This window comes from Bacillus sp. 1735sda2, assembly GCF_024159245.1.
Taxonomy (GTDB): domain Bacteria; phylum Bacillota; class Bacilli; order Bacillales; family Bacillaceae; genus Bacillus; species Bacillus pumilus_O.
The window spans coordinates 615,115-631,876 of sequence record NZ_JAMYWZ010000001.1; the positions used below are offsets into that span (position 1 = coordinate 615,115).

The 16,762-nt window shown below is 38.8% G+C and carries 25 protein-coding genes; 23 read left to right on the forward strand and 2 right to left on the reverse strand.

Going from position 1 to position 16,762, the window contains the following annotated elements; all coding sequences use genetic code 11:
- Positions 1-7: 7 nt before the first annotated feature.
- From NKR21_RS03160 to NKR21_RS03235, 17 genes are all read left to right on the forward strand, one after another.
- On the forward strand, positions 8-403 hold the full coding sequence (locus tag NKR21_RS03160; RefSeq protein ID WP_071167989.1) for a phage structural protein: 396 nt from the start codon (positions 8-10) through the stop codon (positions 401-403).
- A 91-nt stretch (positions 404-494) separates the two neighbouring features.
- Entirely contained in the window at positions 495-797 is a 303-nt protein-coding gene (locus tag NKR21_RS03165) for a hypothetical protein (RefSeq protein WP_144472014.1), read from the forward strand.
- Positions 798-819: 22 nt separating this feature from the next.
- Entirely contained in the window at positions 820-945 is a 126-nt protein-coding gene (locus tag NKR21_RS21135) for a hypothetical protein (protein ID WP_008348699.1), read from the forward strand.
- A complete protein-coding gene (locus tag NKR21_RS03170; RefSeq protein WP_253602444.1) occupies positions 946-4,575 on the forward strand; it encodes a tape measure protein in 3,630 nt (1,209 codons plus the stop codon).
- A 4-nt stretch (positions 4,576-4,579) separates the two neighbouring features.
- Positions 4,580-5,125: a LysM peptidoglycan-binding domain-containing protein gene (locus NKR21_RS03175; protein ID WP_253602445.1), complete on the forward strand. Its 546-nt coding sequence runs from the start codon at positions 4,580-4,582 to the stop codon at positions 5,123-5,125.
- 10 nt (positions 5,126-5,135) lie between these two features.
- Positions 5,136-5,486, forward strand: a complete 351-nt coding sequence (locus NKR21_RS03180) for a phage baseplate plug family protein (RefSeq protein ID WP_113768177.1) — start codon at positions 5,136-5,138, stop codon at positions 5,484-5,486.
- Positions 5,473-6,468, forward strand: a complete 996-nt coding sequence (locus tag NKR21_RS03185) for a phage protein (protein ID WP_253602446.1) — start codon at positions 5,473-5,475, stop codon at positions 6,466-6,468. Before NKR21_RS03180 ends, NKR21_RS03185 begins: the two co-directional genes overlap by 14 nt.
- Entirely contained in the window at positions 6,468-6,812 is a 345-nt protein-coding gene (locus NKR21_RS03190; protein ID WP_253602447.1) for a Gp138 family membrane-puncturing spike protein, read from the forward strand. The genes NKR21_RS03185 and NKR21_RS03190 overlap by 1 nt, the downstream gene beginning before the upstream one ends.
- On the forward strand, positions 6,809-7,171 hold the full coding sequence (locus NKR21_RS03195) for a DUF2634 domain-containing protein (RefSeq protein WP_253602448.1): 363 nt from the start codon (positions 6,809-6,811) through the stop codon (positions 7,169-7,171). Before NKR21_RS03190 ends, NKR21_RS03195 begins: the two co-directional genes overlap by 4 nt.
- Positions 7,152-8,336 carry a baseplate J/gp47 family protein gene (locus NKR21_RS03200; RefSeq protein WP_253602449.1) on the forward strand — a complete coding sequence of 395 codons (1,185 nt, stop codon included), beginning with the start codon at positions 7,152-7,154 and terminating at the stop codon, positions 8,334-8,336. Before NKR21_RS03195 ends, NKR21_RS03200 begins: the two co-directional genes overlap by 20 nt.
- Positions 8,333-8,962, forward strand: a complete 630-nt coding sequence (locus NKR21_RS03205; RefSeq protein ID WP_253602450.1) for a DUF2612 domain-containing protein — start codon at positions 8,333-8,335, stop codon at positions 8,960-8,962. The genes NKR21_RS03200 and NKR21_RS03205 overlap by 4 nt, the downstream gene beginning before the upstream one ends.
- A 14-nt stretch (positions 8,963-8,976) precedes the next feature.
- A complete protein-coding gene (locus NKR21_RS03210; protein WP_253602451.1) occupies positions 8,977-10,257 on the forward strand; it encodes a hypothetical protein in 1,281 nt (426 codons plus the stop codon).
- 18 nt (positions 10,258-10,275) lie between these two features.
- Entirely contained in the window at positions 10,276-10,614 is a 339-nt protein-coding gene (locus NKR21_RS03215; protein ID WP_144468462.1) for a hypothetical protein, read from the forward strand.
- A complete protein-coding gene (locus tag NKR21_RS03220; protein WP_076839206.1) occupies positions 10,615-10,761 on the forward strand; it encodes an XkdX family protein in 147 nt (48 codons plus the stop codon).
- 64 nt (positions 10,762-10,825) lie between these two features.
- The gene (locus NKR21_RS03225) at positions 10,826-11,104 is read left to right on the forward strand and encodes a hemolysin XhlA family protein (protein WP_144468463.1); all 279 of its coding nucleotides are present in this window, start codon (positions 10,826-10,828) and stop codon (positions 11,102-11,104) included.
- Between the two features lie 19 nt (positions 11,105-11,123).
- Positions 11,124-11,387 carry a phage holin gene (locus tag NKR21_RS03230; RefSeq protein ID WP_253602452.1) on the forward strand — a complete coding sequence of 88 codons (264 nt, stop codon included), beginning with the start codon at positions 11,124-11,126 and terminating at the stop codon, positions 11,385-11,387.
- A gap of 58 nt (positions 11,388-11,445) precedes the next feature.
- Entirely contained in the window at positions 11,446-12,264 is an 819-nt protein-coding gene (locus NKR21_RS03235) for a M15 family metallopeptidase (protein ID WP_253602453.1), read from the forward strand.
- Between the two features lie 42 nt (positions 12,265-12,306).
- On the opposite strand, the gene NKR21_RS03240 is transcribed toward NKR21_RS03235, so the two are convergent.
- Positions 12,307-12,795 carry a hypothetical protein gene (locus NKR21_RS03240; RefSeq protein WP_253602454.1) on the reverse strand — a complete coding sequence of 163 codons (489 nt, stop codon included), beginning with the start codon at positions 12,793-12,795 and terminating at the stop codon, positions 12,307-12,309.
- A 153-nt stretch (positions 12,796-12,948) separates the two neighbouring features.
- Here NKR21_RS03240 and NKR21_RS03245 point away from each other — a divergent pair, with 153 nt between their 5' ends.
- The 5 genes from NKR21_RS03245 (at position 12,949) to NKR21_RS03265 (ending at position 15,256) form a co-directional block, all read left to right on the forward strand.
- On the forward strand, positions 12,949-13,092 hold the full coding sequence (locus NKR21_RS03245) for a hypothetical protein (protein WP_253602455.1): 144 nt from the start codon (positions 12,949-12,951) through the stop codon (positions 13,090-13,092).
- Between the two features lie 285 nt (positions 13,093-13,377).
- On the forward strand, positions 13,378-13,605 hold the full coding sequence (locus NKR21_RS03250) for a helix-turn-helix domain-containing protein (protein WP_253602456.1): 228 nt from the start codon (positions 13,378-13,380) through the stop codon (positions 13,603-13,605).
- Positions 13,606-13,910: 305 nt separating this feature from the next.
- The gene (locus NKR21_RS03255; protein ID WP_041116007.1) at positions 13,911-14,516 is read left to right on the forward strand and encodes a hypothetical protein; all 606 of its coding nucleotides are present in this window, start codon (positions 13,911-13,913) and stop codon (positions 14,514-14,516) included.
- A 15-nt stretch (positions 14,517-14,531) separates the two neighbouring features.
- Positions 14,532-14,819, forward strand: a complete 288-nt coding sequence (locus tag NKR21_RS03260; RefSeq protein WP_041116009.1) for a hypothetical protein — start codon at positions 14,532-14,534, stop codon at positions 14,817-14,819.
- A gap of 2 nt (positions 14,820-14,821) precedes the next feature.
- Positions 14,822-15,256 (forward strand): protein-export chaperone SecB, encoded by a 435-nt coding sequence (locus NKR21_RS03265; protein ID WP_253602457.1) that lies wholly within the window; start codon positions 14,822-14,824, stop codon positions 15,254-15,256.
- 33 nt (positions 15,257-15,289) lie between these two features.
- On the opposite strand, the gene NKR21_RS03270 is transcribed toward NKR21_RS03265, so the two are convergent.
- Complete coding sequence (locus NKR21_RS03270) at positions 15,290-15,481, reverse strand: helix-turn-helix domain-containing protein (RefSeq protein WP_253602458.1); 192 nt, start codon at positions 15,479-15,481, stop codon at positions 15,290-15,292.
- A gap of 862 nt (positions 15,482-16,343) precedes the next feature.
- Here NKR21_RS03270 and NKR21_RS03275 point away from each other — a divergent pair.
- Entirely contained in the window at positions 16,344-16,760 is a 417-nt protein-coding gene (locus NKR21_RS03275; RefSeq protein ID WP_041815222.1) for a hypothetical protein, read from the forward strand.
- Positions 16,761-16,762: the final 2 nt, after the last annotated feature.

Sequence of the window (16,762 nt, forward strand, 5' to 3'; positions counted from 1 at the left end):
TTAATCAATGGCATACACATATAATCCGATGGACGTCACCATAACGGTGGCCGGTAAAATTGTAACAGGATTTTCAGAAGGCACTATGGTTTCCGCATCTAAGGATGAAGATAACTTCCAAACGAAAATGAGTGCTAAAGGTGAAGCTAGTATGGCTATTACCAACAATCGACTTGGCACTATCACATTAACATTGTCACAAGGTTCACCATTCGTTGCATTACTAAACCAGTACGCAAATAACGGCAAACAATTTCCGATCTGGATTAAAAATAATGGTGAGATAAAAGAAACATTCGGTGGGACCAAAGCTGCTGTTAAAAAGAATGCTGATGCAGAGTATTCAGATGAAGTCGGAGATAGAGAGTTTGAAATTCAAGTCTTTGATTACACAGTGAAATAAGATGGCTCAAAAAAAGAAAACGAACACACGAAAGCAGTCTGAAAAGGCTGCTTTTAATTATATGAATAAACCACTAAAGGAGAGAAAACCAATGGCTAAATTAGGCGAATCAAAAGAAGTAACAGTAAAAGGCGTCAAGTATACACTTGTTCACCCAGGAGTAAGAAAGGTAGTTCAATTGCAATCATCTGTAGCTGCTGGTGATGGTTCTATTAATTTAGACGCCTTATATGACGGTTACATGAAACATGTAATTCATAACCCTAAAGTAGATTGGTCACATTGGGATGAGCAAGGTTTAAAGGCCTTGCAGGAGGTCATGAACGAATGTGACACGTTTCTTACAGCGGAAGACGAAGGACAGGCTGTATTACAAGAACAAAGCAAAGAATGAATGGGACATGTGGCGGTTAGTGATGGAGAGAGTGATCAGTTTTGATGTTGCTAGATATATGACACCTGACGAGATCGCCGAAGCTAATGCCGCCCTTGATCTCATGATAGAAGCGAAGAACAAAGCAAATCAGAAAGGAGGTAAATAGATGTCTCAACCTTTGCGGACCACCGCGATTGAACTGAAACTCATTGCTAACTCTAAACCGTTGCAACAAATGAATACTCAAGTAAATAGCATGCTAAGTAGTATTCAGGGAGCAAATAGACCAATACAAGCAATGAGTAATGGGCTTAACAATACTAGTCAGATTGCGGCAGGAGCTACTAGACAACTTAGGCTGGCAAATGGACAAGTGGTAAACCTTTCCCGCGGAATGAGAACAGCGGGTCAAAGTGTCAGCTCAACAAATACCAATATCAACACAGCAAGCCGCAGTATAATGCGTTTCACAAGATCCACTGACACAAGCGCTAGAACAATCCGTGTGGCTAATAGTCAACTGTCTGCAATGCGGACAAGATTAGAAGACAGCACAAGCAATGCAGGAGCACTTACCCAGCAAGTGAACCGTATGGGCGGACAAGTGGGTGGACAGTTTCAACAGATGACACAAAGCGCATCGAGGTTAGGCGGAGTTTTCGGACGAATCCCATCTTCGGTTAGTTCAATGTCGCGAAGTGTTGCCAATAGTGTTAGATCAGGTATAACAGCACCATTCCGAGAAGCTAAAACGGCTGTACAAGGCTATGCAGGTGCGTTAGGGCTTTTATCAGGTGGAGCTTTAGCCGCAACAGGTATGGGGCGTTTATCTGCTATTGAGCAGGCTAAAACCTCCTTATCTGTTTTGATGGGCGATGCGAAGAAGGCACAAAGTTTCCTAGATGACATGCTGACCTTTGCTAAAACAACACCATATGCATTTACAGACATCGCAAATAGTGGTAGAAATCTTATCGCTTTTGGTATGGATGTTAAGAATGTAATACCTACTATGCAAGCGGTTGGAGACGCCGCTGCTGCAAGTGGTAAAGGTGCCGAAGGATTTAGACAGATCAGTGACGCCTTTGGAGCCATGCAGGTATCAGGTACTTTGTCTATGGAAGAGATGAACAGGCTCATGGATGCTGGTATTCCTGCGCTTAAGATACTGGCAAATGAAACAGGTCAAGATGTGACGGACCTGAAAAAAGTCATTTCTAAAGGCGCTTTTGAAAGTGAGGAAGCAATTTCCGCACTTGTAAAAGGAATGCAGAAAGGAACCAAAGGGGCAGCTGGCGAAACAGCAGCGATGGCCGGTATCATGAAAGATTCAAAAGATACGTGGGTCGGGTCTGTTGATAGCATGAAATCGTCTATTAGTTCGACAATGGCAAAAATCATGGAGCCTGCAAAGCCTCATATTCAAGCTGCAATGGGATGGTTTTCTACTCAGTTTAGTAAATTGCCTGATGCAATTTTCGGCATTGGCAAATTAATGCAACCAACTTTCAATACGATCGGTTCTATATTGAAAAATATATCAGGTCCAGCTGAAACAGCACGAAAAGCAATAATTGGGGTATTCAATTTGTTCACAAGTACCAATGTAGATGATCGCTTTGGAATGCTTGGGAAAATATTTCCACCATCGGCTGTTACAAAAATCGTAGGCGTTGTAAATCAAATTAAAGATGTGTTCGGTCAGTTTAAGGGCATTTTTGCTACCATAACACCATATGTGCAGTCATTTATAAATAGCTTTATCTCAACAATGAAAAATATGTTGCCTGTGTTTAATACGATTTTCAGTGGAATAATGTCGGCTGTGCAGTTCATAGCTCCTTACATAGGGCAAGCCTTGGGCGGTGTGTTCAAATTCTTGTCCTCAATAGGTAAACAGGTAGCTGGATTTTGGAAAGAAAACGGATCACAGATAGTGAAAGCATTACAAAATGTTTTTAGCGTGTTGCAAAAGGTATTTGTGTTTTTAATGCCTGTGATTGGCTATATCGTAAAAACGGTATGGGGAAATATCAAGGGTGTTATCACTGGCGCTCTGAATATCATCATGGGTGCTGTTAAAATCTTCACAGGATTATTTACAGGTGATTTCAGCAAAATGTGGGATGGTGTAAAACAACTGTTTTTCGGAGCAATATCTTTTATTTGGAACGGACTACAGCTTTTATTTATTGGTCGAATTGTAAAAGGGATCATGGGGTTGGCTAACGGTGTAAGAGCACTCGTATCAGGAATGTGGACGAGTGTGAAAAATTTCTTTGTTAATGGAGCAACTAATGCGTCAAATGTTGTAGTAAACATGGGACGTCTGATTATAAAAGGGTGGAGTTATGTTAAAAGTAATGTCAGTAGGCTTGTAAGTGCTTTGTGGGATGCAGTAAAGAAACGATTTAATGATATGGTTGCTGGGGCCAAAGCATTGCCTGGAAGAATCGGTGATGGAATAAAAGCTATGGCTTCAAAAGCTGTTGATGGTGTGAAAAGCCTAGGGAATCAATTGGCTGGTATGCTTGCTTCAGTAGTAAATGGCGTTATAGATGGAATAAACGAAGTTATGAGTAAAATCGGTATAAAAGAAACTAAAATTCCCAAATGGAATCCACCTAAATATGCGAATGGTACAAATGGGCATCCGGGGGGACCGGCTATACTTGGCGATGGTGGGGGACCTGAATTATTTAGGACGCCATCTGGACATCTGGGGCTTTCTCCTGGCACCGATACATTAATGCATCTCCCTAAAGGAACTCAAGTGTTATCTCATAGGCAGACAGTAGAAACACTTTCTAATGTACCTATGTATGGTGGTGGTACAGGTGGAAATAAGAAAGGTTCTGGGTGGGTTGAGAACGCTAAAAATATAGGTGGAAAGGTTCTAAATGGTGCGAAAAATATTGCTGGGAAAGCTTTTGATGTGTGGGATTATATTTCGGATCCAGTAAAGCTTATGAAAAAGGCATTTGAAATGTTTGGAGTGAAAACACCATCAATGCCAGGAGGTCTTGGAAATATAGCTACAGGACTTTTTAATAAGGTGAAAAACGGAGCGCTAGAATGGGGAAAGAAAAAGATTGAAAGCTTTGGCGGTATGTTTGGCGGCGGTGGATCTGCTGCCGTAAAAAAATGGGTTGCTCAAGCCATTTCAATAAAAGGAATCAGTCCTAGTTACGCTGGCGCATTACAAACGATCGCCATGAAAGAGTCAGGTGGAAAGCCCAATGTAGTAAACAATTGGGATAGCAACGCTAAAGCGGGGCATCCGTCACAAGGGCTTATGCAGTTTATCCCCTCAACATTTGCAGCTTACAAAGAACCGGGTTACGGCAATATCAAAAACCCAGTTCATCAAATTATAGCGGCGATTAACTATCTTAATAGAAGATACGGTGGGATCTATAATCATCCGGGCTTAAAATCAATGGCGCGCGGTGGTCCATATAAGGGATATGCAACAGGTGGTCGTATCATTGGTGACCAATGGGCAATGGTTGGTGAGCAAGGACCAGAGCTTATGCGTTTGTCTGGCGGGTCAACAATTTACAATAACCGTAGAACAAACAGCATGTTAAGTGACACAGCCTATACACCTTCATCTAGTTCGACAACATATTCTAATTCTTCAAACAGCAATAGTTTTTCACCGACAGTTTATGTCCAAGTTTCTGGCGGTACTTCAACAGGCAGCGAGAGCAGCATTAAGCAAGCTGTGCAAGAAGCCCTTAAAGAAACGTGGGAAAAACTGAGTCCAATGTATGGACCAGAGGGGGAGTATTGATGAGATGGCGAAGCTAGGGAAAATCAAAATCGTTAACGAAAAAGAGTCAGATAATCCAGAAGTAGAAGTGACATCATACCCTGTGGAAAAAGGCATTCCTATAACTGATCATGTACAACGAAAACCCGAAATCACCTCAATTTCGGGTTTTTTACTTGGTAAAAATCCCAATAAAGACTTTGCCTATTTAAAAAAACAGATGTATGCGGGCAAACTGCTTAACTACACAGGAAGAAAAGTAGCGAAAAACGTAGTCATTACCAATCTATCCCGTGATATTGGAGAGTATAAAAACGGCTTTGCAATCTCAGTTGAGTTACAAGAAATCCGTATTGCAAAAAGCCCTTTTGTAAAAAAGAAAGTGAAAGCAGCAGGGAAAAAGAAGAAATCAAATACGAAGAAAAGCAAAGCTGTCTATCACAAAGTGAAGAAAGGCGAAACATACAGCCACATGAGAATGTGGTACGGTACGAGCCTATCACAGCTGAGACGATGGAATAAGTACCCTGACCGCCGCATTCCTATAGGGGTCAAATTACGGGTGAAGTAGGGGGAGCAAAATGGCAACGAGAGACTATATTCCAATTGATATAGAAGACATTCCGCAGCAGTTTGAGATCGACTTAGCTGATAGCACTTTTGTTTTTCAAATCAATTATAACGAGACGGATGACAGCTATTCTATCGACCTTTATGACATGGATATGGATCCAATTGTACTAGGTGAAAAAATGATTTTAAATGTGCCATTGTGGGATGACATTATAGATGATCGTTTGCCAGCTCCTTCGTTAGTACCGTTAGACGAATCAAATACAGAAACTCGGCTTTCATCAGAAAACTTCATGAAAACTGTGTTTCTGTATATTGACGATGTTGGCGAGGAAGGTGAAGAAGATGGCGACGAATAATAACAAATTGTTATTCGGTCGTATTGTTAAAGTGACGATTGATAGCGGTTCTTATAAAGGGACCTTTGATTATAAAGACTTAGAAGTTCGCTTTGAAGTTCCCTTTGATGATGACGCCAAGCCAAATGAAACAAAGGTCGAGATTTTCAACCTAAGTAGCAGCACGATTAACAAGATCAAAAAAGGCGCTACTATGACCGTTCAGGCGGGATATAAAAGCGACTTTGGGGTATTAGCCATCGGAAAGGTTACGAAGGTACTGACGAAGCGCGCAGGGGTCGATAAAATCACTTCAATTTATATGAAAGAAGGCGACGATTACTCTCATATTAAAGTGGATCAAAATACCGCTGATGCTCCTGTGAAATATTATGCCAACAAGCGGTACAAGCTGAAGAAACCATTGAAGGTTGAAACAAAAAAAGTGGTCAAATTGAAATCGGGTAAGACATCTGTCCGCAAAAGCACACGAACGATTAAATACAAAACAGTTCGTGAGGCGAAATACAGAAAACAATCCATGAAAATCACATTCAAAAAAGGAACAACAGCCCGCACGATTATAAAGCGTTTAATCCGCATTCTTGATATAAAACTTGCGAAGCTGTCTTTGCCTAGAAATAAGGTATACAAAAAGGGCTACACCGTCACTGGGTCATTAGAAAAAAAGCTAGAAGAAGTTGTGCATGATTGTGGTGCTTCTTTGTATTACAGGCGCGGTCGCCTTGTTATTCGATCAATCACAGAGGGTGACGATGAGCGGTTTGAATTGAAAGAATCAACAGGTTTGCTTGACTCTCCTGAAGCGTTTGAGGATGAAAAGTTGAAAGGGTACTCGGTTAAATGCTTATTGCAGCATCGCATAACCACCGCTTCAATTATTATCATTAAGAGCAAAACAGCCAACGGAAAGTATCGTGTTAAAAAGGGTAAGCATGTGTTTGATGGGAACGATTTTTACACAGAAGCGGATGTGATCTAATGGCGGCAGATACGAATTTTTTCGATAATCTTATAAAAGGCATCAAGCATTCTATTCATGTTTGCGCTCCTGGTAGGGTCGTTTCTTACGATGCTGCCAGTCATACGGCAGATGTAAAACCGCTCTTTATGACCGCTGACGACGCCACTTTATATGAACAACCATTGATACAAGACGCCCTTGTTTTAAAGCATGTCGAGCCAGACATAAAGGTTGGAGCGATGGTATTTCTATCTTTTGCAGATCGGGCGCTTGATAATTTAACAAACAAACCTTTTGATCCTGATAGTACCCGTACACATGATATAACGGATGCTGTAGTGATAGGAGTGTTTGAAGGATGAAGACTTTAAAACTGGTAAATGGTGATCTCGTTTTCAAAGATGAAGAACTAGAAATGATTGAAGGCGATGAAGAGCTTGCACAATCTGTAGAAATGATCTTGAAAACAAGTTTAGGAGAGTTTGAACTAGATGAGTTTTTAGGAGTCGATCGTGAAAATCTTCTCGGTAAAAATCTTGATGAGGAAGAAGCTCAATATGACATTATCGAAGCCATTTCACAAGAAGAACGCATTGCCACAGTAGAAGACATAGAATTTCAGTTTAATCGAAAAGCACGCTCCAGTCGTATCAAACTGAAATTGATAAAAGAAGAAGACGGCCAAGAATTGGTGTTAGGAGGTGTTGACGTTGTTGAATGAAAACGGCTTCCAGCGAAAGACGTATTCGGACATCTTAGATGAGATGGAAGATAAGGCGAAGGAACAGTTCGGAGAGGATGTTAATACATCAAGCCGGACGCCTCTGGGGATCATTTTCAGAATTATAGCTTGGTTTATTGCAGGTGTTTGGGACATCGCTGAAAGAGTATACAACAGCGGCTTTGTTAGTAAGTCTGAGGGGGTGCAGCTTGATAGATTAGGCAATAACAACGGGATCACAAGAGAGCCGGCAAGCGAATCATACGCCACTCTCGAAATTACTGGTGAACCCGGTCACATCATTGAAGAAGAAACCCAGTTTGCAACGGAATCAGATATTTATTTTGAGGTACTTGAAGAAGCAACGATTGATACCAATGGAAAGGCTTTAGTCGATGTCATATCAGTCGATAAGGGCGCAATGAACAATGTGGCAGCTGATACGATCACTGTACAAGCAGAACCAACGGAAAATATCATGTCTGTGACCAATCCTGAAGCGGCCGCTGGCGGTTCTGATATTGAAATAGATTCGGAGTATCGTGCACGAATTAAAAGATCAGTAGAAGGCAGTTCAGCATCTACACACAGCGGGATCATTGCGGCACTTATAAAAACAACTGGAGTAAGGTCAGCGAACGTTGTTATGAATAACACAATGGAAGTAGATGCTGACGGTAATCCACCTAAAAGTATTCATGCTTATGTACTTGGTGGGATCAAAGAAGATGTAGCTGATTCACTTTTTAATAGTGTAGCGGCAGGCATAGAAACAGTAGGTAATCAATCTGTTGTCATTACTGATTTAAGCGGCATTGATCATACAGTTAATTTTGATTTCGCTCAAGAAGTGAAAATCTATGTCCGCCTTGAATTAAAGACTAATGCATCATTCCCCATTGATGGGGATGATCTGATTAAGAATAATGTTGTATATAAAATTGGTGGCGTTGACAAATCGGGGTCTTCATTTACGGGATCTCAAATGGGTGACGATGTTATTTTGTCTCAACTGTATAATGCTGTGTATCAAGTGGCAGGTGTTGACGATGTTGTGATTAAGATTGGGAAAACTCATGATACTCTCGGACAATCGAACATAGAGATTGAGCCTAAACAAGTGGCGCAAGTTCTCTTCTCGGAAATCGAGGTGGTACATGTATGATTAAGGACTTAATCAGCAAGCTGACCGATGCTTTTCAGAAAGATGAGAAGAGCAACATCGGAAAGCTTTTTTTAATTGTAGATGAACAACTGACCGCAGCAAGGAAGACACTAACCACTGCTGAAAAATGGCGTGATATAGACAACGCAAAAGGACGCGGCCTTGATTTAATAGGTGATAACGTTGCTCAAAACAGAGGTAGAGCCACAGACGAAATATACCGTGTTCTGATTCGCGGTAAAGTAGCAAGAAATATTTCTGATGGAACAACAAACCGCATTATAGAAGCTCTTGCCAAGACTTTGAATTGTGGATATGACGAGATCAATATATTCACAGTGAAAGAAGATAACGAAGATGAACCAGCTGCAATAATTGTGAAAAAGGCACCGCTTGAAGCACTTAATAAAGTTGGAATGTCTGCCACGCAATTTTCAACTATTGTGCAAAAAACTGTAGCAGCTGGTGTCCGAGTTGCCTATATCAATCTTAATGGAACATTTAGTTTTTCATCTATTCCTGATGAAATTGAGACAAGTCAATTCGGTTTTTCATCTGATGGTACTGATGGTGGCACATTAGGCGGCATCTTTGAGCCGGAAGATGATTATCCACTACCAATCTAATAAGGAGGGAAAGCATGGCTTTTACAAAAGAAATACCACAATGGGAAAATGCGGGACAAAAGCCGCCACAAAGTAAAATTACCGAGGGTTTTAAACCATTGGACCATCCGCCTGCCGATTGGTTCAACTGGTACATGAATGGCACCTATGAGGCTTTAAATGAGTTACAAAGTGAAGCAGCAACAACAACTGAAGTTACAGCAGGTTTAAAGGTTTTATCGAATGATATAACAACACATTCTAACGCTAAAAACAATCCGCATGCTGTCACGAAATCACAGGTCGGGTTAGGTAATGTCGATAACATTAAGCAAGCTTCAAAAGTTGATTTTGATAATCATGCTGCTGATAAAAAAATTCATACAACAGAAGCTGAAAAAAACAAATGGAACAACGGACAACTTTCCAAAATTACAGCCGACAATGGGACTCCAAGCATTTACGTTAGGGATGTAAACGATAGCATAATAGATAAAATCATTGATAGCGGTCTAGGGATGGGCACTTTTTACGCCATAGCAAAATCAAAAGATTTACCTAACGACCGTTCTTTCAGAGGTTTTTTCCACATGACCGACACAACGAATGGCAAAGCAAGTTTCGGATGGGTATATGCAACCGACTATGTAAATAATATCTACACCAACTATTTAAATAATAATGTATGGAGTGGCTGGTCAAGGATTTCAAACCATAACATGCTATCTGAAGACGGAAAAGGTCAATTGTTGCCAAATGGCACGGACATTTTAACGCTGCCATCTGGCTACTACTATGCAGTGGGTACGAACGTTGTCAACATGCCGAGTAAAACCGATTCATCCTGGTTTAACATCTACGTCATTGATAATGGTAATAATCGTAAAACGTACCACATCATTAGAAGTGGAGATAACCTTCATTGGTGGGGAACGGTCCATACTGACGGTGTTTTTAAAGGTTGGGATCGAATGTTATCCGAAAAAGATTTAAGCAGCACATGGAACCAAGTAACGTTAGTCGCAGGAACATCAACAAAACACTTTGCTGGAAACCCTCTCAAATTTTCTATACGTCAAAACGAATTACTACTACGAGGGTCTTTTGAGGGAGTCCCTGCCAATGAAACAGTTATAGCCCGTTTTGCTCAAAATCCGTCAGCTAGAACTGTATTTTTAGGCGCAACGGTAGGTTCTTATGGGGCAGCTAGATTCACATTAGAGAAAGATGGTTCTTTACGCTTTGATGGGATGTCCGCCAATGACAACTCGTATGTGAGCAGGTTCGAAATTAACGAGTCTATACCATTGTGGTAAAGGAGGGAGATAACAAACATGCATATTTTTTTATATGACGAAAATTTTAAGTATATAGGCGAAGATGTAATAAGTGATTATGATGAGCCACCTAAGAACGCTACGAGTATACGTCCACAATATGGGTTATGTCTTCCAATGTATAACGAAAAAAAGGAAGAGTGGAGCGAATCTGCTACTCAAGAGTATATTGATAGCTTGCAGCCTGCTCCAAGCCCGCCATCAGATATTGAACTATTAAAACAGCAAAATGCTGATCTGCTCCAGCAACTGGCAGAGTCAGAAAAGAGAACAGAGGAACAATCAAAAACAACAGCAGAACTTGTTATGTTACTGACTGAAAAGGGGGTAATTTAATTGGATTGGTTCCGTAGTATTTCATTGTTTTATCAATGGAAGTGTTATGTAAATGAGGACGTAGCAAAATTTGTTCGCTTTGAGAAGATCACGCCGGAACAATACAAAGAAATAACAAAAGAGGAATATCAAACAAACGCTGAATAGGCGTTTTTATTTTACCTTCTTTTAGGAGGTGAGGAACTTGAAATAGGACTAGGGGGGCTTACTGATGTCAGGAATGACGGAGGTTAACGATGTGAACATCATACAAAAAGATATGTCAGAATTAAAAACCAGTCAAAAAGCTTTGGAGCAGCGTGTTTCTGTACTCGAAAGAGGGCAAGACAAGCACGATCAGCAAATCATTAGCTTGAACAATCAACTTAATAAAATTGAAGAAAACACCACATGGATTAAGCGTACTATTACTGGTGCGCTTATTACCGCTATTTGTACGGGTGTAATTGGCGGCGGTATCGCTCTAGTTTATACACTGATTCAAAAATAAACGAAATGGGGAATTGAATATGAAGAATTTAGACAAAGGCACTGTGATCCGCACAGTGCTTCTTTTAATGGCTTTTATTAATCAAACACTTGTGATGTTTGGTCAGACGGTGTTGCCGATTAGTGAAGAGCAAGTACAAACCGCTGGTGAGTCACTATATGTAGCAGGTTCCACCATTTTTACGATGGTTACAGCCATTGTCGCATGGTTTAAGAATAACTATGTTACCGAAAAAGGAAAAAAACAAAAAGAAATTCTGAAACAAAAAGGACTCTCAAAATAAACAGCTGCTATTAGGCGGCTTTTTTGTTTTTAAAAAATGAAATCAGAGGAGAATGAACATGGCTGAAAAAATTGCATTGCAGACTCTTATAGACCGTTCCATTAGAAATATGGGTGCTGGCATTCACAGTGTTGTAAAAGAAAGCGCAATTGAAATGATCAAGCAAGCTTATAAAGAAGGTATCTTTGTTCAGATTACTTCTGGCCACCGTTCGTTTGCAGAACAAAACAAACTTTACGCTCAAGGTCGAACCGCTCCTGGGAAGATTGTTACCAACGCTAAAGGTGGTCAATCAAATCACAACTATGGTTTAGCAATTGATTACGTTCTATTAAGTGCGGATGGAAAAAAAGCACTTTGGACAGTTAACGAGAAATGGCGTCGAGTAGCGCAAATCGGAAAATCACTAGGTTTTTCATGGGGTGGAGACTGGAAGAGTTTTAAGGATTACCCGCATCTTGAAATGATGGGCGGTATGACTTTATCACAGCTTCAAGCGGGTAAGCGTCCTGTCTTAGTGTCATTACTTTCAAATAAAGTTTCTGCAAAACCAATCAAGACAACGCCAGTTAAATCATCGCCAACAAAAAGCACAACTAAGCCTAAATCAACTTCTAAAAAGACATATAACCTGCCTTCTGGCATTTTAAAAGTAACAAAGCCTATTATGAAGGGAGCGGGAGTAAAAGCCGTACAGGAAGCCCTAGCCGCTCTTTTCTTCTATCCTGATAAGGGCGCAAAAAACAACGGGATTGACAGCTATTATGGTCCGAAAACAGCGGATGCAGTGAAACGATTTCAATTAATGAATGGACTTTCTGCTGATGGCATCTACGGTCCAAAAACCAAAACGAAACTCGAAAAGTTATTGAAATAAATAAAACGCCCCTTCTATTTTAGGGGGGCGTTTATCTCCATATTAATTACCCTCTAAAGAGTAAAATTCAAAATTTCCGTTAACCACTCCACCTGTAAAAAAAACTTTAATACTTTTTATTAGAGGCTCTGAGACAAAGTAACCATGACTTTGAAAGCCAAGTATTCTAACCTCGGGATGAGACACAGAAAAAGTGGATAAACCATTTCCAACAATTTTTTGGGTATTAGAATCAATTGCTAAAGTGTAATCGAACATAAATGTGGAATCTGAATTTTTCCCATTTCTACCTAGATAAAACCCTGTGTTGTCCCGTTCACCAGCGACGTAATCTCCTCCCAAATATACATAACTGCGGTAAGAGCCCAAAGAATCGTTACCATTCAATTGAATTAGTAAATGATGATCTCGACCCTTAGCTGCAAGCTCTCCTTTCCCTAAAATTTTAATAAAACCATCTCCAAAAGGCTTTTCCAGAGCGTACATTGCTGATGGTGAATCGGAAATTGAAATTTTGTTTAGTAGTTGCATTTGTATCCCTTCCTTTCACATTAATTATTCGGATGCATTATAATCTTTTCCTAAAAGGTAAGTTAGATACAAATTATAAAAGGAAATGCGCTTTATCTATTGACGATGGTAAATAGATATGATATAATTAAAGTATAGAAAGGAGGTGCAGAAGTGGACGAGGTTAGAAATTGGATTCTTGCTACCGCAGGTATCGTGACCATCATAAAACATATCTACGACATATGGACGAAGGAAAACGAAAAGCGTAGCAAGAAAAAGAAAAAGCGCTCCCGCCGACCAAGCAAGAAGCGCTAAACACACTAGAGAAAAGGGGAGAAATCCCCTTACTCTCTATATAGTATACTGTAGTGTACTAGTAAACCACAAGTACACAAGACCACGTCCACAATGATATGAAAAAATACTTTAAACACTATAGCACAGCAGATTTTGCCGTGATGATGATTTTAATTGCTGGTATTGTTGTAATTGATTCGACAAACCAGAGTATGTCTGGAAAAATTGCGAATACTGTATTACTGGCAGCCGTTGTAATCACCTTGTTAAAAGGATTAATAATGATGTGGAGAGAAAAGCGACATGAACGAAAGCGAAAAAATTAGGTTTATTCAAGAAGAAGTTTTAACGACAGCAGAAGTAGGTGAAATACTTGGAGTAACACGTCAACGTTTAAGCGCTCTTGTGAGTTCTGGAAAGCTCAAACCAGTCAAAAAGGTTGGAACAGTTGCTTTGTTCTTGTTACAAAACGTACAAGCTCTAAAAAAAGAGTTAGAGGAAGGGCGGAAGAAATACCGCCCTTATGAATAACAAATTGATTGTCTTACGAAATCACTAGTTGGTAAGAGGCATTAAACCATTTGCCAACACTATATATAGTATGCTTTTTAAAATGACACAATATGTAGTGTTTTTAAGTATTCTGAAAACAAGATGTAGTATTATATCGTATCTATTTTTAAAAATCAAGCTATTTCATTGCCAATATGTTCATAATAAGCTAATATTAACTTACACCAAAGACTGACCGATATTCATTACAGGTAGGTTGTTGATTCAAGATTAAATAATCTTTTTGTTTTATTAGTGAATGAAAAGATGTATTGGAGTTAATGATGGTAGTAGAAAACATTGAATACGAAACTACAATTGTTGGATTTCATGGCACTCTATATAAGATTGCAACAAAGATCCTAACTGGAAATTTTAAAAAGGGTCGTTTCCGAGATAATCATTGGCTTGGTCAAGGTGTTTATTTCTTTAGAGACGATTATGAACAAGCGAAATCATGGGCAATGCCCATAATGAACAAAGCAAAAGAAAATGGCGCAGTTCTAATGACTAAACTAGAAGTTAAATCTGAAAATTTTTTGAACTTAGACTCTAGAAAAGGACTCCAAGATTTTAAAAAGTTTAAAGATAGTTATCTCCAGTTTTGTATCGATGAGAAGCTTGAAATAACTGCTGATAAAGACGTTTTACGATGCGCTATATGTGATGAGTTACCTGAAGAAATAAAGGTTATACAGAGAACCTTTAAGGGTAATAGTAAGTTTAATGACTCACTTGAAGATGTTAGTTTGTTTTTACACGGACAGCAAATTTGTGTAAGGGATACTGGAATAATTGATGAGAAAAAAACTTCCCTACATGGAGTCGTTTACTATAACGAAAAAATGAAAAAACCAAAAAAGAAAAAACCAAAAATAGAATTCTCTTAGAAAAGAGTGATTAATATGAATTACCAATTTAACAAAGAAAGAATTATAAGAAATATAGAGCGCCTTGGAGGAAATGTGAAAGTTAACAGTTCTCAACCTGGTGTCTTTATTCTAAAAGACGGAAAAAGAGTTTCTCTTTTAGAAGATGATCTTTTTTCCGAGTCAACTCTAAATAATTCTTATCATGAAGAGAATTTGTTAAATGATATTCATGTTGATAAAGATAAAGAAGCTATCAGTAGTTTCAATATATCTAAGTCTGCCAATTCATTTCCTGAAAATATGTTCATTGGAGCTGCCTAAAAATGAAAGCTATATTTCAGTTTAGTGATTACAATGTTTTAGAAATACAATACAAACTTAACCCTGTATTTGAAGAAGACGAAGCCTCTTTATCTCCTGGGTTTTCATTTGATTTAGAATTTTCAGAGGAAGAAGACGAGGCCTTAATATATTTGGGACTTGAACTTGGTGATGCTGACTTACAAGTAAATTCCTTTTATTTAAATGTTAAAATTGCAGGGAATTTTATTTTTAGATCTGAAGACGAAGAGCTGGTTCATGAGCAGAAAATAGAGTATTGTAAAATAAATGGTGTTGCGATTTTATATCCTTATTTGAGAGCATTAGTGTCTGACATAACTAGTAAGGGCAGCGAACAACCCATCATTTTACCTACAATGAATGTAGTAGAGATGCTCAGGAGAAATGAAATGAATAAAAAAAATAACCAAGAATAAAAAAAGACTTCCTAATAATTGTGAAGTTTTTTTTTATTTGAACTTCCACTGCTTCTTCTCCATATCCCACGTCAAGTGCTCACGAGTTACTAAGTTATTAACCGCCTTACGTATTGTTGCCTCATCCTTACCCGTCTTCCTTTTAAGGTCATCCATTGTTGGATTCTTTCGAAACCGGCTCATATTATAGATGATTCGATAAATTTTCCTTTCGAGATCAGTCATATCATCACCAAGAATATTTTATCAGAATGTTTGTTCGGTGTCTAAAGGTGATGTATAATTAGAATATACGGTTTAACCTGCGGAAACAGGTATAATAAAAATTCGTATATTTCAATGATTAACTTCTTCATAATATTACTCACGACTTGGCCGCCCAAAAGGACGGCTTTTTCGATGCCATTTTTGATGCCGAAAGCTGTATAATTGAATATAGAGAAGTAAAAGCCATCGTATTAAATCCTCTTTAGGGATTTTTCCACTTCATTTTATATAAGGTGATAAAAACACATATTACTAGGCAATGCATGGGTGGAATGATGTAACACCCGCAAAAACCCCTTGAAATATAGGGGTTTTTGTTTTGTCTTCATTTAGTCAGAAATAATAATGAATTGAAACCTTCGCCGCTTCTCAATCGTTTACATAAGAGACAGTGATTTTATGAATTTTTATCTAAAATGAAGAAATGAGATGATTTTAAAAAGAAAAGCGGTGATCACATGGGCTTTACTACTTGGGTAGCGATTATTGTTGCATTGGCCGTCGTATTTGGATTGTTTGGATCGAAAAAGCGTGATAAATAAAGAAAGAGTGAAATTCCACTTCCGAATAGGGAGTGGGATTTTTATTGCTATGTGTAATACGTTTGAAGAGAAAGATGAACAAACATGCTGTAAACATTTGAAAGCCAGGGAGAAAAGCATTCTTATGATCAATAGTGTTTTTTGTTTTGAGAGATATAAGATACCTTGGCTTATAATGTCACATTTTCTTTAAAATTACATAAAAAATCCACTATTTCCATAAAAAATCAGATCAATTCCTTATAATAAAAGTATCTGAGAATGGGGAGTGAGTCGAGATGGACCAAAACTTGCTGCAAATGAATCAAGTGAGATCAGAGGATGAATTAGCGGTTGTGAATATATCTTCTACAGAAATTGGGGCGCTGTCAAAGGAAGCGGCTGAGCGGATTTTACAAACGAAGGATACGGATCATATTCATCAAATCATGTATGTTCCGATTGAAAAGAAAGCAGATTTGCATTGGTTGATTCAACGTATTGGACAGGCGTTAGAAGTTGAGGATAACGATATCGTTGCGCTTGAATTGGCTGATTTGCTCTATTTCTTTGTCATTCCATTTTATAAGGAGTATATTTTGATGGAACGTCATTTGTATGAGTGTATAGATGATTTGTTGGCACGATTAGCATCATGGGCTCACTCAGATATTCACACACTGGTCGATGCGATGAGAGACGATTTGTTTGTATAAAC

Excerpts from the sequence above, each read along its gene's own strand:
- NKR21_RS03160 (WP_071167989.1), top strand. The coding sequence starts at position 8 with ATGGCATACACATATAATCCGATGGACGTCACCATAACGGTGGCCGGT.
- NKR21_RS03165 (WP_144472014.1), top strand. The coding sequence starts at position 495 with ATGGCTAAATTAGGCGAATCAAAAGAAGTAACAGTAAAAGGCGTCAAG.
- NKR21_RS21135 (WP_008348699.1), top strand. The coding sequence starts at position 820 with ATGGAGAGAGTGATCAGTTTTGATGTTGCTAGATATATGACACCTGAC.
- NKR21_RS03170 (WP_253602444.1), top strand. The coding sequence starts at position 946 with ATGTCTCAACCTTTGCGGACCACCGCGATTGAACTGAAACTCATTGCT.
- NKR21_RS03175 (WP_253602445.1), top strand. The coding sequence starts at position 4,580 with ATGGCGAAGCTAGGGAAAATCAAAATCGTTAACGAAAAAGAGTCAGAT.
- NKR21_RS03180 (WP_113768177.1), top strand. The coding sequence starts at position 5,136 with ATGGCAACGAGAGACTATATTCCAATTGATATAGAAGACATTCCGCAG.
- NKR21_RS03185 (WP_253602446.1), top strand. The coding sequence starts at position 5,473 with ATGGCGACGAATAATAACAAATTGTTATTCGGTCGTATTGTTAAAGTG.
- NKR21_RS03190 (WP_253602447.1), top strand. The coding sequence starts at position 6,468 with ATGGCGGCAGATACGAATTTTTTCGATAATCTTATAAAAGGCATCAAG.
- NKR21_RS03195 (WP_253602448.1), top strand. The coding sequence starts at position 6,809 with ATGAAGACTTTAAAACTGGTAAATGGTGATCTCGTTTTCAAAGATGAA.
- NKR21_RS03205 (WP_253602450.1), top strand. The coding sequence starts at position 8,333 with ATGATTAAGGACTTAATCAGCAAGCTGACCGATGCTTTTCAGAAAGAT.
- NKR21_RS03210 (WP_253602451.1), top strand. The coding sequence starts at position 8,977 with ATGGCTTTTACAAAAGAAATACCACAATGGGAAAATGCGGGACAAAAG.
- NKR21_RS03215 (WP_144468462.1), top strand. The coding sequence starts at position 10,276 with ATGCATATTTTTTTATATGACGAAAATTTTAAGTATATAGGCGAAGAT.
- NKR21_RS03225 (WP_144468463.1), top strand. The coding sequence starts at position 10,826 with ATGTCAGGAATGACGGAGGTTAACGATGTGAACATCATACAAAAAGAT.
- NKR21_RS03230 (WP_253602452.1), top strand. The coding sequence starts at position 11,124 with ATGAAGAATTTAGACAAAGGCACTGTGATCCGCACAGTGCTTCTTTTA.
- NKR21_RS03235 (WP_253602453.1), top strand. The coding sequence starts at position 11,446 with ATGGCTGAAAAAATTGCATTGCAGACTCTTATAGACCGTTCCATTAGA.
- NKR21_RS03240 (WP_253602454.1), bottom strand. The coding sequence starts at position 12,795 with ATGCAACTACTAAACAAAATTTCAATTTCCGATTCACCATCAGCAATG.
- NKR21_RS03250 (WP_253602456.1), top strand. The coding sequence starts at position 13,378 with ATGAACGAAAGCGAAAAAATTAGGTTTATTCAAGAAGAAGTTTTAACG.
- NKR21_RS03255 (WP_041116007.1), top strand. The coding sequence starts at position 13,911 with ATGGTAGTAGAAAACATTGAATACGAAACTACAATTGTTGGATTTCAT.
- NKR21_RS03260 (WP_041116009.1), top strand. The coding sequence starts at position 14,532 with ATGAATTACCAATTTAACAAAGAAAGAATTATAAGAAATATAGAGCGC.
- NKR21_RS03265 (WP_253602457.1), top strand. The coding sequence starts at position 14,822 with ATGAAAGCTATATTTCAGTTTAGTGATTACAATGTTTTAGAAATACAA.
- NKR21_RS03270 (WP_253602458.1), bottom strand. The coding sequence starts at position 15,481 with ATGACTGATCTCGAAAGGAAAATTTATCGAATCATCTATAATATGAGC.
- NKR21_RS03275 (WP_041815222.1), top strand. The coding sequence starts at position 16,344 with ATGGACCAAAACTTGCTGCAAATGAATCAAGTGAGATCAGAGGATGAA.